This window comes from Flavobacterium pokkalii (assembly GCF_014596575.1).
Lineage (GTDB): Bacteria > Bacteroidota > Bacteroidia > Flavobacteriales > Flavobacteriaceae > Flavobacterium > Flavobacterium pokkalii.
Map to the genome: position 1 here is coordinate 20,302 of NZ_NASZ01000018.1, position 16,333 is coordinate 36,634.

At 34.8% G+C, this 16,333-nt stretch carries 13 protein-coding genes, 1 tRNA gene and 1 pseudogene; 14 read left to right on the plus strand and 1 reads right to left on the minus strand.

Going from position 1 to position 16,333, the window contains the following annotated elements; all coding sequences use genetic code 11:
• The first annotated feature begins 202 nt into the window (after positions 1–202).
• The 14 genes and pseudogenes from B6A10_RS11570 to B6A10_RS11635 all read left to right on the plus strand — a co-directional run bounded on the left by B6A10_RS11570 (position 203) and on the right by B6A10_RS11635 (position 14,837).
• On the plus strand, positions 203–1,735 hold the full coding sequence (locus B6A10_RS11570; RefSeq protein ID WP_188220997.1) for a glycoside hydrolase family 10 protein: 1,533 nt from the start codon (positions 203–205) through the stop codon (positions 1,733–1,735).
• A gap of 19 nt (positions 1,736–1,754) precedes the next feature.
• Positions 1,755–3,023: pseudogene (locus B6A10_RS11575) on the plus strand (MFS transporter).
• A 101-nt stretch (positions 3,024–3,124) separates the two neighbouring features.
• The gene (locus B6A10_RS11580) at positions 3,125–4,723 is read left to right on the plus strand and encodes a glycoside hydrolase family 3 protein (protein WP_188220998.1); all 1,599 of its coding nucleotides are present in this window, start codon (positions 3,125–3,127) and stop codon (positions 4,721–4,723) included.
• Positions 4,724–4,846: 123 nt separating this feature from the next.
• The gene (locus tag B6A10_RS11585) at positions 4,847–5,485 is read left to right on the plus strand and encodes a peroxiredoxin (RefSeq protein ID WP_055091083.1); all 639 of its coding nucleotides are present in this window, start codon (positions 4,847–4,849) and stop codon (positions 5,483–5,485) included.
• A 158-nt stretch (positions 5,486–5,643) separates the two neighbouring features.
• A complete protein-coding gene (locus B6A10_RS11590) occupies positions 5,644–5,952 on the plus strand; it encodes a thioredoxin family protein (protein WP_055091084.1) in 309 nt (102 codons plus the stop codon).
• Positions 5,953–6,019: 67 nt separating this feature from the next.
• Positions 6,020–6,277 carry a DUF6952 family protein gene (locus B6A10_RS11595; RefSeq protein ID WP_026713432.1) on the plus strand — a complete coding sequence of 86 codons (258 nt, stop codon included), beginning with the start codon at positions 6,020–6,022 and terminating at the stop codon, positions 6,275–6,277.
• A 186-nt stretch (positions 6,278–6,463) separates the two neighbouring features.
• Positions 6,464–6,961: a thiol peroxidase gene (gene tpx, locus B6A10_RS11600; protein ID WP_055091085.1), complete on the plus strand. Its 498-nt coding sequence runs from the start codon at positions 6,464–6,466 to the stop codon at positions 6,959–6,961.
• 10 nt (positions 6,962–6,971) lie between these two features.
• Positions 6,972–7,346: a diacylglycerol kinase gene (locus B6A10_RS11605; RefSeq protein ID WP_188220999.1), complete on the plus strand. Its 375-nt coding sequence runs from the start codon at positions 6,972–6,974 to the stop codon at positions 7,344–7,346.
• 22 nt (positions 7,347–7,368) lie between these two features.
• A complete protein-coding gene (locus B6A10_RS11610; protein WP_188221000.1) occupies positions 7,369–9,816 on the plus strand; it encodes a DNA translocase FtsK in 2,448 nt (815 codons plus the stop codon).
• 4 nt (positions 9,817–9,820) lie between these two features.
• Positions 9,821–10,462, plus strand: coding sequence for a LolA family protein (locus B6A10_RS11615; RefSeq protein ID WP_084817072.1), 642 nt, complete (start codon positions 9,821–9,823; stop codon positions 10,460–10,462).
• A gap of 8 nt (positions 10,463–10,470) precedes the next feature.
• The gene (locus tag B6A10_RS11620; protein ID WP_188221001.1) at positions 10,471–11,928 is read left to right on the plus strand and encodes an LptF/LptG family permease; all 1,458 of its coding nucleotides are present in this window, start codon (positions 10,471–10,473) and stop codon (positions 11,926–11,928) included.
• A 1-nt stretch (position 11,929) separates the two neighbouring features.
• Positions 11,930–13,063 (plus strand): 3,4-dihydroxy-2-butanone-4-phosphate synthase, encoded by a 1,134-nt coding sequence (gene ribB / locus B6A10_RS11625; RefSeq protein WP_188221002.1) that lies wholly within the window; start codon positions 11,930–11,932, stop codon positions 13,061–13,063.
• Positions 13,064–13,220: 157 nt separating this feature from the next.
• Positions 13,221–13,308: transfer RNA gene (locus tag B6A10_RS11630), tRNA-Ser, on the plus strand.
• 269 nt (positions 13,309–13,577) lie between these two features.
• Entirely contained in the window at positions 13,578–14,837 is a 1,260-nt protein-coding gene (locus B6A10_RS11635; protein WP_188221003.1) for a site-specific integrase, read from the plus strand.
• Between the two features lie 18 nt (positions 14,838–14,855).
• Here B6A10_RS11635 and B6A10_RS11640 read toward each other — a convergent pair whose 3' ends face one another.
• Entirely contained in the window at positions 14,856–16,295 is a 1,440-nt protein-coding gene (locus B6A10_RS11640; RefSeq protein WP_188221004.1) for a sialate O-acetylesterase, read from the minus strand.
• Between the last annotated feature and the right edge of the window lie 38 nt (positions 16,296–16,333).

The window sequence follows — 16,333 nt, forward strand, 5'->3', positions numbered from 1 at the left end:
ACTGACGTTTTTGATAATTTCACCCAACGAGCTCTATTTTTAATATTTTAATTATTTAATCGAATTATAAAGAAAAAAAAACAGTCATTTTTGTTTTGGCAAAAAAATTGAGAGACTAAAAACAGTTCTAAAATTAATTGCAATTAAGCTATTAAACTTCGTTAAAAAAACTATTTTTGATAGCTGTAAAACATTTTATTCAATGAATCCAAAAAAAATATTCTGCCTTTTTATTACAGTTTTTCTAATGTCTTTTGGCTACAGTCAGGCTCAAATGAAACCGTTAAAACCTAAAAACGAATTCAGAGCCGTTTGGATTGCAACGGTTGCCAACATTGACTGGCCCATTAAAAACACTGATTCGGTTGCCAAACAAAAAGCCGATTTCATTGAAATTTTAAACACTTACAAACGCCTTAATTATAACGTAGTGATTGTGCAAATTCGTTCTTGCGGAGATGCGATGTATCCTACAAATTTAGCTCCCTGGTCGAAATATTTAACCGGAAAACAGGGATTAGCTCCTTATCCTTTTTACGATCCTTTGGACTGGATGATTCAGGAAGCACACCAACGTGGATTTGAATTTCACGCCTGGTTCAATCCGTATCGTGCGACGATGGATTTGAATATTTCCGAATTGAGCCGAAACCATGATGTTATCAAACACCCAGACTGGATGATTAAATATGCCGGAAAATATTATTACAATCCGGCGCTTCCGGAAGTTCAGGCACATTTAATTAATGTAATAAACGAAGTCGTGACTAAATATGACATCGATGCGGTTCATTTTGACGATTATTTTTATCCATATCGCGTAAAAGGAGAAGAATTTAATGATACTGCCGCTTTCAAAAAATACGGAAACGGTATGAATCGTGAGGACTGGCGCCGCGATAACGTAAATACCTATTTGAAAAACACTTATGCTTCCATCAAAAAAATCAAACCCTGGGTACAGTTTGGAATCAGTCCGTTTGGTGTTTGGAGAAACAAATCAGTAGATCCAAAAGGTTCCGACACTCAGGCCGGACAAACCAATTATGATGATTTGTATGCTGATCCAATGGCGTGGATGGATGGAAATTATATTGATTATCTGTTACCACAATTATACTGGAGTATTGACCACAAAACCGCTTCTTATGCCAAATTAAGCAAATGGTGGTCAGAAAACACCAATAAAAACACCGCACTTTACATTGGGAACGGCAGTTATAAAATCAATGCCGATTCGGATAAAAAATGGTTTAATCCAAATGAAATTCCGAATCAAATTGACTTAACCCGAAGCTTTTCGAACATCAACGGAAATGCTTTTTTCAGCGCCAAATCTTTTGTAAATAAAAATCAGGCAGTAACCAATTTGTTAAAAGACAATCAATACGAATATCCGGCCTTACCTTATGTAGTTCCTAATTCCAGAAGAGAAGTTTTAGACATTCCAAACATCAGTAATATCAATAACCAAAGTGCCAACACTATTGTAACTCTAAAATATCCTGTTCAAAGTAAAATTCGTTACGTGATGGTTTACGGAAGTACCAATAAAGAATTGATTGATGTGACGAATCCGCGCCAAATTATTGACAAAATTGCTTTCAAAGAAACCCAGGACAGTATTGCGATTAGCATTCCTAAATTATACCTGGAAAAACACAACAATTGCGCGGTTACTTTTGTGGATTATTTTGGAAACGAAAGTCAGGCAACCTTATTAAAAGCAAAATAACCAAACTACCACCTAATAAATGAATACAGAAAACAAACCCTGGTACTGGATTCCGGTGCTAAACTTTGCTTCCGGCTTACCTTATGCCATCATTATTTCGGTTTCGGTCATTATGTACAAAAATCTCGGCATCAGCAATGAAGACATTGGTCTCTATACCAGCTGGCTTTATCTGCCGTGGGTAATCAAACCACTTTGGAGTCCGTTTATCGATTTGTATGCAACCAAAAGAAAGTGGTTTTTAGCCATGCAATTACTGATTTCACTTGCTTTTTTAGCTGTAGGTTTCAGCATCCCGACCAATTCTTTTTTCATAGTGAGTCTGGCTATTTTTTGGGTAGCGGCTTTTGCTTCAGCTTCTAATGATGTAGCGAGTGATGGCTTTTATCTTTTGGCTTTGACCAAAGACCAACAATCCTTCTTTCTGGGAATTCGCAGTACTTTTTACCGACTATCAATGCTTACCGGAAACGGATTGATTGTTATCATTGGCGGTTATTTAGAACAGTAATATGGCACCCCACAAAAAGCCTGGTCTTATACCATGATTATTGTGGGCTTACTCATGACGTTGCTTACCGTCTATAATTTTTTTGCTACGCCAAAAACAGAAACTGCTTCTCAAACTGAAACTTCAAAAACACATTCAAAAGCTAATTTCCTCACGGTTTTTTCCAGTTTTTTTCAAAAGAAACAAATCGGTTTAGTTCTGGCTTTTATCTTGTTGTTTCGCTTAGGCGAATCACAATTATTAAAAATGCTAACTCCTTTTTTGATTGACGACATCAAAGTGGGCGGACTCGGACTGACTACTCAGGATGTTGGCGTAATTTATGGAACTTTTGGCGTTTTAGCCCTAACCATTGGAGGAATTTTGGGCGGAATTGCCATTTCTAAAAATGGTTTAGGCAAATGGATGTTGCCTATGATTTTGGCCATGCATTTACCTATTTTAGGTTTTGTTTCGTTGGCTCATTTTCATCCGACTTCTATTTATTATGTTTACATTACAGTTGTAGCAGAGCAATTTGGTTACGGCTTTGGTTTTGCAGCCTTTATGATGTATTTGATCTATGTTGCCGAAGGAGAATCAAAAACTTCCCATTATGCTATTGCCACCGGATTTATGGCTTTAGGAATGATGTTGCCAGGCATGGCAAGCGGTTATATTCAGGAATATTTGGGTTATGGAAATTTCTTTATCTGGGTTTTTATTGCAACCATTCCGGGATTAATTTTATCAAGATTTTTGATTTACCCAAAGGATTTTGGGAAGAAAACAGAGTAAGTTGAAAGGTTATGAGTTATGAGCAAAGTATCTATAATTTTAGAAATCTTTCAATCTTTCAATCTTTCAATTACAAAAAACATCCTTGTTTTATATAAAATATGACCTTAGAACAAAAAATAGGACAATTCTTTTTCCCTGCAGTTTTTATCAATGATACTGAAGAAAACATTCAGGCAACTGAAGAATTGATCCGGAAATACAATATTGGCGGATTAACATTTTTTCACAGTCGCGCCAGTGCTGCTACGAATTATGAAGCCAAGCAAAAAATTACTTTTAACGATGACAGTTACAACCGCTTAAAAGAATTAATTGTCCGTTATCAAAAATGTGCTTCTACTCCCCTTTTGATGAGTATTGATGCCGAATGGGGCTTAGCCATGCGTGTCGAAAAAACACCGCAATATCCGTATGCCATTACATTGGGAGCTTTGCCGGAAAACAAAAAGGATTTGGTTTACGAAGTTGGAAAACAAATTGCCTCAGATTTAAAATCGGCTGGGATTCATTATAATTTGGCTCCTTTGGCTGACATCAACAATAATCCTGACAATCCTGTTATTGGGTATCGTTCTTTTGGTGAAAACAAAGAAAAAGTAGCCGAATTTGCATTAGAATATTTACGCGGCATGAGTGATGCCGGTGTTTTAGGCTGTTTGAAGCATTTTCCCGGTCACGGAAACACCAGCGTGGATTCGCATTTAGGTTTACCGGTTTTAGAAGAAAATTTAGAGCAATTATTGGCTAACGAATTATATCCTTTTATCAAAGGAATAGAAAATGGTGTCGATTCGATTATGATAGGACATTTGGCTGTTCCGGCTTTGAATGAAGGGAAAAATACTTCGGCAACTTTGTCGAAAAATATTATTCAAAAATTGCTGAGAGAACAATTAGGATATAATGGTTTGGTCATTTCGGATGCACTGAATATGCACAGCGTTTCGAAATTATTTGATACCAAAGGACAACTGGAATGGGAAGCTTTCCACGCCGGAAATGATGTGCTGTGTTTTGCCGAAAATGTCCCTGAAGGAATTCAGGCGATTTTAGAAAATGCAACTGAAAAACGCATCAACGAAAGTTTCAACCGAATTTGGAAATGCAAGGAAAAAGTTGGTTTATTTGATGGAGATCAAGAAAACAATTCTACCTTGAATTTTGAAAAAGCTTCTCAACTGAATAAACAAATTGCCCAATACAGTATTACAAAAATTCAGGATCACATTGATTTTGAAACCATAAAAAATGCAAGTCAGGAACAAAATATTGCGCTACTTTCGTTTTACCAACCCGCAAATAATGATTTTTCTGCCATGATTCAGGCGGCATTAAACTGTGCGGAATGCAACGTGACTTCAATTGATGATTTTGACTTTTCAGCAATTGAAGACAGACTTGATTCTTTTGAATACCTAATCATTTCTTTGTTTGTTCCAAAAGCCAAACCTTTAAACCGTTTTGAAATTGACGAAGCTGTTTTCAATGCTTTAGAAAAATTATTGGCTACCAAAAAATGTCTGATTTATGTTTTTGGAAATCCTTATGCATTGCCATTAATTCCCAATTTATCCAAGGTATTAAGAGTGATTGAAGTTTATCAGGACTTTAAAGAATTTCAAATTTTGGCGGCACATCAATTTTTATCCGATTCCGAACACTACGGACAACTTCCGGTTCAAATTGAAATTCAATAACTTACACTTAACAATAAACAAATATTATTATTAAATAAATATTAATAATTACACACTATTATTATTCGGCTCTGATTAAACTTATTTTTGCACCAACAAATAATAACTTAAAAAACAAATACTATGTCATTAGTAGGAAAAAAATTCCCAAGCATTGCAGTTGACGCCATTTCAGAAATGGGTGATAATTTAAAAATCAACATCTTTGAAGAAGCAGTAAACAACAACAAAAAAGTACTTTTATTCTGGTACCCAAAAGATTTTACTTTTGTTTGTCCAACAGAGTTACACGCTTTTCAAGCTGCTTTACCAGAATTTGAAAAAAGAAACACTATCGTAATCGGAGCTTCTTGTGATACTAACGAAGTACACTTCGCCTGGTTAAACACAGCAAAAAACAACGGTGGAATTGAAGGTGTAACTTACCCTCTTTTAGCGGATACAACAAGAAACTTATCAAGTATCTTAGGAATTTTAGATATCGAATCTTCTGAATACAATGAAGAAACTGACACCGTACTTCTTGAAGGTTCTAACGTAACTTACAGAGCTACTTACTTAATTGACGAAACTGGAAAAATTTTCCACGAAAGTGTTAACGATATGCCATTAGGACGTAACGTAAACGAATACTTACGTATGGTTGACGCTTACACACACATCCAACAAAAAGGAGAAGTTTGTCCTGCTAACTGGGAAGCTGGTAAAGAAGCAATGACTGCTGACAGAAACAGTACTGCTGCTTACTTAAGTGCAAACTAATAATCAATAGCAATTTCAATGGCAATTTCAAATTACAATTTGACTTTGCCATTGTATTAAAATTTATAAACTTGCTCAATTTCTATTTCAAAAAAACGCTAATTTGATATCCAAAAATTGACTTTTGAAATTGATATTGACATTGAAATTCAATAATTATGTTAATCGAATTAAACGAAGATACTTTAGCCAATTTAGTGGCTGAAAACAATAAAGTGGTAGTTCAATTTTCGGCTTCCTGGTGTGGAAACTGCCGTATTATGAAACCAAAATTCAAAAAATTAGCAACTGAAAACGAAGCCATGACTTTTGTTTTAGTAGATGCTGAAAATTCTCCGGAATCCCGAAAATTAGCCAATGTAAGCAACCTGCCTACTTTTGCTACTTTCGTAAACGGACAATTGGTAAACGAAACCCAAACGAACAAACAGGAAGTTTTAATCGAATTAGTAAACGAAATAGCTTAGTCGTTGAATTGTTTAATCGGTTAAACGGTTAAACGATTAAACAAATAACCTGTTAAACAATTAAAGAATGAAACTACCTGTAATCAAACATCTGACTCAGTTTATCGAAGAAAACGATCAGGATTACATCATCGAAACTATCGAAGTGCTGGAAGCTTTAACCGAAGTTTCTTCACTCAAAGACGAAGAATTGGATGTAATTGGCGAATTAATTTCAAATATGTACGGTGCTCTGGAAGTTGATAAACTCATTAAAAACGGAACCGATAAAAAAGAAGCGCTCAATACTTTTATGAAAAGAGTATTAGGTTCTATAGACAAATAAGACTTTTTTAAACCCTAAAAAGCAGCTCAAAAATGCATCTCGGACAGTTGCATTTTTTTGCGTTTACTCCTATTTCACAATCTTTCACTGATTTAAATTCCTCTCTTATTGATTTAAAATCTTAAATCATAAATCCCAATTCTTAAATAATTTTCATACTTTTGAAGCTCATTAAAAAACTTAATTATGGCTTCAATCACATTAGGAGGAAATCCAATAAACACTGTAGGTGAATTACCAAAAGTAGGCTCAAAGCTTGCCGATTTTAAATTAGTAAAAAACGATCTTTCTGTTGCTTCATTAAGCGATTTCAGCGGAAAAAAATTAGTTTTAAATATTTTCCCAAGTATTGACACAGGAACTTGTGCTACATCTGTTAGAAAATTTAACGAAACAGCTGCAAAATTAGAAAACACTGCTGTTTTATGTATTTCAAGAGATTTACCTTTTGCTCAAAAACGTTTTTGTGGAGCTGAAGGAATTGAAAATGTAGAAAATTTATCTGATTTTCAGGATGGTGCTTTCGGGAAAACGAACGGATTAGAAATCGCTGACGGCGCTTTAAAAGGATTACACTCCAGAGTAATCATTGTTGCCGATGCTGACGGTACTATTTTACACACAGAACAGGTTTCTGAAATTGCTAACGAACCAAATTACGAAGCTGCATTGGCAGTACTTTAATATTTAATTAATGGCATTTCAAAAAGATAATACCTTTATTACCGGAAGATTTAAAAGTGTTGGTTTTGCTGTAAAAGGCGCAATAAAACTTATCACGACAGAACACAGTGTAATGGTTCAGTCATCTTTAGGAGTAATCCTTACTATTGCCGGGTTTATCATCGGATTGAATCAAACAGAGTGGCTTTTTCAAACTTTAGCTATCGGATTAGTTTTAAGTATCGAAGGTTTAAACACTGCTATTGAAAAAGTAGCCGATTTTATTCATCCGGATTACCACGAAAGAATTGGTTTTATAAAAGACATTGCTGCCGGATCTGTATTTTTTGCAGCATTAACGGCAATAATCATTGGTTTAATCATATACGTACCTCACTTTATTTAAGAGGTTTAGTTACATTTATAGAATGGCAAAAACAACAAAAAAAGAGACTTTAGACCCGAACAACAATTCCAAAACTAAGGTTTTAAAATCATGGGAAATAAGCAAACAGCAAAAAACCATCTTAGGTTGCCTGCTCATTTTATTTTCTGTTGCTTTATTAGTTGCTTTTGTTTCTTTCTATATTTATGGACAGGAAGATCAAAGTGCTGTACTGGAAATTACTAACAGAACAGAAACTGTAAAAAATTGGCTGGGAAAGTTTGGTGCTTTCTTAGCCAATTTAATAGTCTATCAAGGATTTGGACTGGCATCTTTCTTATTTGTTCGCTTATTATTCCTGAGTGGAATCTTTTTAATTTTAGGTCTTTCAGGCCGAAAACTCAAAAACATCTGGTTTTGGGATTTATTCGTAATGATTAATTTATCGGTTTTGTTTGGCTTTTTTGCTACTTCTCTACCGGAATTAGGCGGAATCATTGGTTACGAACTCAACTTATTTTTACAGGATTACATTGGAAAAACCGGTACTTTATTGTTACTGACTTTTGGAATTCTTATTTATGTTATTTTCAAAATGAAATTGTCTCCTGAAAAGGTGCAGTCTTATTTTGAAAATAAGAAAAAAGAAAGTATTTCAACAGAAAATCCCGTAGTTGCTTCAAATACTGACAGCGCTTACAATCTGGAAGAATTTGCTGTAACCGAAGAAGAGGAAGAACCAACAGCAGAAGCCGTTGCCGAAAAAATTCCTGAGTTCAAACCTTCTCAATTCGAAATTAACAAAGAAGCATTAAAACCAACCATTAGTCATGCTTCTGAAATTAATCTGAATCCAATTTCCAAGCCTTTAACTGTTGAAAAAACAGAAGCTGTTGCAAATGACGACTTTGTTATAGAAGCTGCTGAAGAAGAAGAAGTGGTAGAAGAAAACTTAGCCGCCCGTTTGGTTTCTGATTTTGGACTTTTCGACCCAACTTTGGATTTATCCAATTATAAATTCCCGACGATTGATTTATTAAAAGAATATTCAACCGGCGGAATTACCATCAATCAGGAAGAATTAGAAGAAAACAAAAACAAAATTGTTGATACGCTTCGCAATTATAAAATTGAAATTGCCCAAATCAAAGCTACTGTAGGACCTTCGGTAACTTTATACGAAATTGTTCCTGAAGCCGGTATCCGAATTTCTAAAATTAAGAGTTTAGAAGACGATATTGCTTTATCTCTTTCGGCTCTTGGAATTCGTATCATTGCTCCTATTCCCGGAAAAGGAACCATCGGTATCGAAGTTCCTAACAAAACTCCAACTATGGTTTCGATGAAATCCGTAATTGGTTCGACTAAATTTCAGGAAGCTGAAATGGAACTTCCGGTTGCACTTGGAAAAACCATTTCCAACGAAACTTTCGTCGTAGATTTAGCCAAAATGCCTCACCTTTTGATGGCGGGAGCTACCGGACAGGGGAAATCGGTTGGATTGAATGCGGTTTTAACTTCCTTGTTATACAAAAAACATCCTGCTGAAGTAAAATTCGTTTTGGTTGACCCTAAAAAAGTAGAATTAACGCTTTTTAATAAAATTGAAAGGCATTATCTGGCGAAACTTCCGGATGTGGAAGACGCCATTATTACCGATAATGCAAAAGTTATTAACACCCTGAATTCCCTTTGTGTGGAAATGGACAACCGTTATTCTTTATTGAAAGATGCCATGGTGCGTAACATCAAAGAATATAACGAAAAATTCAAATCCCGAAGATTGAATCCGGAAAACGGACACCGATTTTTACCTTACATCATATTGGTTGTCGATGAATTTGCCGATTTGATTATGACCGCCGGAAAGGAAGTCGAAGTTCCTATTGCACGTTTGGCTCAATTAGCCCGAGCCATTGGAATCCACTTGATTATTGCTACACAAAGACCTTCGGTAAACGTTATTACAGGTTTAATTAAAGCCAACTTCCCTGCCCGAATTGCTTTTAGAGTAACTTCTAAAATTGATTCCAGAACTATTTTGGACACGCAGGGAGCTGATCAGTTAATTGGACGAGGAGATTTATTGTACACTAACGGAAATGATGTGGTACGTGTACAATGTGCTTTCATTGACACCCCTGAAGTAGAAAAAATCACTGATTTTATTGGTTCTCAAAAAGCTTATGCAACTGCTTATTTACTTCCGGAATATGTTGGCGAAGAGAATGGCATCAATCTTGATATTGATATTTCTGAAAGAGATACCTTGTTCAGAGAAGCAGCCGAAATTATCGTTAACGCGCAACAGGGCTCGGCTTCTTTGCTACAGCGAAAACTAAAATTGGGTTACAACCGCGCCGGTCGATTAATTGATCAATTAGAAGCTGCCGGTATTGTAGGGCCTTTTGAAGGAAGTAAAGCAAGAGCGGTTAATATTCTGGATATGCAGGCTCTTGATCAGTTTTTTAATAATGAAGAAAATAATTAATACAATGAAAAAGTTTATCCAAATTACATTTATCTTACTAATTTCCTTTGCTGTTCAGGCACAAGACAAAAAAGCGAAAAGCCTTTTAGATCAGGTGACTGCAAAAGTAAAAAGTTATAATAATATTGTAATAGACTTTAAATACTCACTAAACAACAGTCAGGAAAACATCAATCAGGACAGTAAAGGAAATGTAACCCTGAAAGGCAATCAATATGTATTGAATTTTATGGGAATGACTAAAATTTATGACGGAAAAAAAACTTACACTATTGTTCCTGAAGACGAAGAAATTAATATTTCTACCGTAAACGAAAACGACGATAGCGCGGTTACTCCTTCAAAAATGCTTACTTTCTTTAACAAAGGCTACAAATATTCGATGGATATTTTGCAAAATGTAAGAGGAAGAAAAATTCAATATGTAAAATTAATCCCTACGAATCCAAAAGATCAAAGAAAAGAAATCTTATTAGGAATAGATGTGCAAACCAAACACATTTACAATTTAATTGAAACCGGAAAAAAAGGAACTAAAACCACTTTAACCGTTAATTCTTTTAAAACGAATCAGCCTTTATCAAAAAATCAATTTACCTTTGTAGCTAATAAATACCCTAATTACTACATCAATAAATTAGATTAATCCATTACGTGAAAATCCTCGATAAATACTTATTAAAAACATTCCTGATTACATTTACCACGGTATTTGTAATCTTGTTTTTTATATTCATCCTTCAAACCATCTGGCTTTTTATTGCTGAGCTGGCCGGAAAAGACTTAGATGTACCTTTAATTATTAAGTTCCTGCTCTTCTCCATGCCTCGAATTGTTCCGTTAGTATTACCCCTTTCGGTATTGCTGGCGTCCATCATGACTTTTGGTAATCTTGCCGAAAATTATGAATTTGCAGCTATGAAATCCTCCGGAATTTCTTTGCAAAGAGCCATGAGAGGACTTATCATTTTCATTGTCTTTCTAAGCGTAATTGCTTTCTTTTTTGCCAATAATGTCATTCCTTACGCCGAATACAAATTCATTAATTTCCGCAAAAATATTGCTCAGTTAAAACCGGCAATGGCGATTACCGAAGGACAATTTAGCGATGTAGGATATTACAATATTAAAGTCAATAAAAAATCGGGAGAAAACGGAAACAAACTAAGCGGAATTACCATTCACAAAAAATCGGTTAATGGCGACGGCAGCAAAACCGTAATTAAAGCCAAAAACGGCGAACTGATTAGTAGCGAAAAATCCAGTATTTTACAGTTGGTTTTAAACAACGGAAACTACTATGAAGACATTACTCCTAAAAAATATACCGACCGAAAGAAATTTCCGTTTGCCAAAAGTTCGTTCAAAAAATACACTATCAACATCGATTTATCACAGCTCAACAATGTAGATGTTGACGAAGAAAAAGTAACTAATTCCAATACAATGCTTACTGTAAACGAATTAAGCTACACCTTGGATTCTTTGCAAAAAAATTACAAAACCGAAGTAACTTCTTATTCTGAAAACATCAATTTACGAACTATTATCGAAAATAAAACATTCAATGATTTAGCCAATAAAGAATTGGTTAAAAAAAGAAAAGAGCTACCGTCAGACATCTTATCATTATTTGATAATCGTAAAAAAGCCGAAATACTTCGCACTGCCAGCAGCAATTTGAGCAGTATTGGTTATAGCATTGATGGCAGCAAAACAAATTTAGAATCCAAACAAAAAAACATTAACGGTCACTTATTAGCTTTATACGACAAATTTGTCATTGCTTATGGCTGTTTAATGATGTTTTTTATTGGAGCACCACTTGGAGCAATTATTAGAAAAGGAGGACTGGGCTTGCCAATTATTTTTGCAGTTTTAATCTTTATTACTTTCCACTTCATTAATACTTTTGGAAAAAGATTTGCTCAACAAAACGGAATGACGCCATTTATGGGAGCCTGGATGTCTTCTTTCGTATTAACTCCGTTAGCAATTTTACTAACATACAGAGCTACCAATGACATTGGTCTGATTAACATGGATGTTGTTCTGGCTCCCGTACAAAAACTATTTCAAAAACTAATACCTAACAAAAATAAAACTACCTAAAATGGTTAAAGATAAAATACAATTAAACACCATTGAAGAAGCAATTGAAGATATCCGTCAGGGAAAAATTATCTTAGTTGTTGATGACGAAAACAGAGAAAATGAAGGAGATTTTTTGGCTGCTGCCGAAAAAGCTACTCCGGAAATGATCAACTTCATGGCTACTCACGGACGTGGATTAATATGCGCCCCGTTAACAGAAAGTCGCTGTAAAGAACTTGGTCTTAATGTTATGGTGGGTAACAATACCGACCCTATGGAAACCGCTTTCACCGTTTCGGTTGATTTAAGAGGAAAAGGCGTTACCACAGGAATTTCTGCTTCAGACAGAGCCGAAACTATTTTAGCTTTAACTGATCCGGCAACTAAACCACATGATTTAGCCAGACCAGGACACGTTTTCCCATTAATTGCTAAAGAAGGTGGTGTTTTAAGAAGAACCGGTCACACTGAAGCTGCAATCGATTTTGCCCGCTTAGCCGGATTTAAACCAGCAGGTGTAATCGTCGAAGTTATGAATGAAGACGGTACTATGGCTCGCTTACCTCAACTGGTAAAAATTGCTAAAAAATTTGATATTAAAGTGGTTTCAATCGAAGCCCTTGTCGCTTACAGAATGCAACACGATAGTATTATTGTTAAAAAAGAAGATTTTGACATTAATACCCGTTTTGGAACTTTCCGTTTAAGAGCTTACGAACAAGTAACCAACAAGCAAATACACATTGCGCTAACAAAAGGAAATTGGAATTCAGGAGAACCTATTTTAACCCGAATTCATTCTTCTCAAGTGAATAACGACTTATTAGGAACTTTAACTAATAATGTGGATCAACAATTGGATTCGATGTTTCAAATGATCAACGAAAATGGTCGTGGAGCTGTGATTTTCATCAATCAGGATATGACAGCCATTAATCTTCTTAACCGAATCACAGAATTAAAAGCGCTTCAGGCAGAAGGAACGATGAAAGCCCCAAAAGTAGTTATTGACACGAAAGATTACGGAATTGGAGCTCAAATCCTGCACGATCTTGACATTTCTAAAATTCGTTTATTGACAAATTCAGCCCAAACAAAACGTGTGGGAATGATTGGTTACGGATTAGAAATTACTGAATACATCAATTATTAATTCGAATATCTTATAAAGAATACAGATAATCATCTATAAACAAAGAACTTAAAAAACGGCTCTATTTTGAACCGCTTTTTTTCTAAAAAAATGTTTTTTTTATCAGGAAAAACATTCTATATTTGCACTCGCAATCGCTAAGCGGTAGCAACTTATTGGAGAAATGGCAGAGTGGTCGATTGCGGCAGTCTTGAAAACTGTTGACTGTAACAGGTCCGGGGGTTCGAATCCCTCTTTCTCCGCCAGCTGGAAAGCAAATTGAATTAAAACCCTTAAAATCGTATGATTTTAAGGGTTTTTTCTTTTTATCACATATCAAATTATTCATTCATTCGTGAACCTAAAGGGATAAAATCGGTTACCCTAAACGATCCAAATTTTGGGTAACCGATTTTTATTTCAGACTAATATTCACAAGGCTTTACAGCCAGTTCAATAAGCAGTTTAAAAACTGTACATCTTGTGGATTAGTCATATTGAAGTTAAATTTAATAACAACTAAAAAGGTCCCACAATGAAAACAAAAGTATCAATTCTCTTTTATGCAAAAAAAGCGAAAGCAGCTGCAAACGGTTTAGTTCCTATCTACACCAGAATTACAATCAATGGAAAACGTATCGAATTAAGTACAAACCGATTTATAGATATATCTAAATGGTCTACAGAAGCAGGCAAAATGAAAGGAACCTCAGAAGAAGCTCGTTCAATAAATAACCATCTTGATTTGCTGAAAAATAAAATAAGGGATACTGAAATGGAACTAATCCATAAAAAGATAGCCGTAACTACTGAAACAGTTAAAAACAAACTATTAGGAGTTGATGAAAGAACAAGAATGCTTGTTCCCATCTTCCAAGATCACAACAACAAAATAAAAGAGCTTATTGGAAAAGAATACGCTCCTGGAACATTAGAACGCTACACAACTTCATTGAAACATACTATCGAATTCATGCAATGGAAATATAACATTTCCGATATAGATATTACTAAGATTGATCATGCCTTCATAACCGACTACGAGTTCTGGTTGCGTAGCGTTAGAAATTGTGCCAATAACACAGCGGTCAAATACCTAAAAAACTTTAATAAAATAATCAAGCTTTGTTTGGCCAATGATTGGCTTGATAAAAACCCATTTGCAAACTACAAATCAAAAGTCAAAGAAGTTGAAAGAGTTTATCTCACTGAAGCAGAAATCCAATCTATAATAGAAAAAGACTTTAAAACAGAACGATTATCTTTAGTACGTGATATCTTCCTTTTTAGCTGTTTTACAGGCTTAGCATATATAGATGTCAAAAACTTAACAAAATCACATATAAGCTATGGTATTGATGGCGAGAAATGGATATTCACTCACAGACAAAAAACGGAATCTGCTTCTAAAATCCCAATCCTTCCAATTACACAAATGATAATCGATAAATATGAAGATCATCCGCAATGTTTAAATGAAGGTAGCCTACTCCCTATTCTATCCAACCAAAAAATGAATGCCTATCTAAAAGAAATTGCCGGAGTTTGCGAAATAGAAAAAGAATTAACTTTTCACATAGCCAGACATACTTTTGCAACGACTGTAACGTTGACAAATGGTGTTCCAATTGAGAGCGTAAGTAAAATGCTTGGTCATAAAAATTTGAGAACCACCCAACACTATGCTAAAGTCTTGGACAAAAAAGTAAGTGCGGACATGAAAATTTTAAAAGAAAAATTAAACCTGACAATTTCATCAACGAAAAAACAGCTAAAGGTCAAAAAAGGGTTTTGAAACAACAAATGGATTTATCTATTCAGTTGCTCCAAAAGGTGTAGCTGGTAAACCTTCTGAATTAACAAGATTAGGTACTGCCGTCTCGTGCCATGCAAAACGAACCTTAGCAGGCTGACTAATATCTGGATTACTCACAACCACTTTATCTATCCCCACTATATCTGTAATTGCAGGAACAAATACATTGTCCTTAGCGGCAATTTCGAACCATAAAATACGTTTGCCGTCATTTGTTTTAAGCCCCTCTCCACAATAGTCAAAAGTAACAATAACTGAATCTCCATTTACTTCAGTTTTACTCACACGCGGACCTGACCAAATGATTTTATTAAATCCATAAGTTTTTGCTAAAGCTACACGAGCTAATCGTGCACCTACTTCCCATTTGTAAGAAGGATGAATATCCCTTATATCATCTACCAAATCTGTAATTGTCACAAATTCAGAATTTGGAATGAGAGATTTTGCTTTTATTTGTTCTATCCTAAAAAAAGGTAAATCAGCTGCTGTCACAGCTTTACTAGTCCCTTTATGTAGTCTGTCTGAATAAATATGAGGAGCCAATAATACATAATAAAATGGGGCATTTTCAATCTCAAATTTATTTCTCCAACTCTCAACCATCACTTGCATTTTCTTATCATATTGTTTATCTCCTATACCGCAATTATTTTCTCCCTGATACCATAAAATACCTTTAACGGCAAAAGGGACTAGTGGTTCTATCATAATTTTATACCAGTTACCTGGACCAAAACCATCAATTTTACCATTATTAGCTTTTAATTGAGTAGCAAATAAGGGCGAGCTTTGATAGGCTTCGGTAGTAGTCCATGATTCAATTCGAGTCCCTCCAATTGCTGATGTTATAATACCTACTGGAATATTGAGCTTATGTTGCAAATCTTTTCCGAAAAAATATCCTACAACAGAAGTGTTTTCCAAACTTTCTCCTCCGGCTATTTCCCATGTACTTTTTTTATTACTATCTCTAGAACAATTAAATACCCTTATCATTGGATTATCTGGCTTAGTCAGTTCTAAACCAGCTAAATCTTCGCCTTTAGCTGGTAATACAAACTTAGAATATAATTTCATTCTATATTCCATATTTGATTGTCCAGAACACAACCATACCTCACCAATAAGAATATTATCATAAACAATATTGGTGTTTCTGCCTTTAATAATCATTTTCTGAGGAATTTTATTGGCTTTCATAGGCTGTAATTCAGTTTTCCAATTTCCCTGAAAATCAGCTTTTACTTTGATGTGTTGTTTATCAAAAAAAATATGTATAATCTCTTTAGCTCCTGCTGTTCCCCATACTGGAACTTTTTGCCCCTGTTGTAAAACCATATTAGAAGAAAGAACTTGTGGAGTAGCAATTTGGGCATATGACGCAATTGTAAAAAACAAAATTGCAAATGAAAAAGTTATCTTATTTAAAATCATATCTGTGAGGCTATATTGTTATATTGGTTAAATATTAA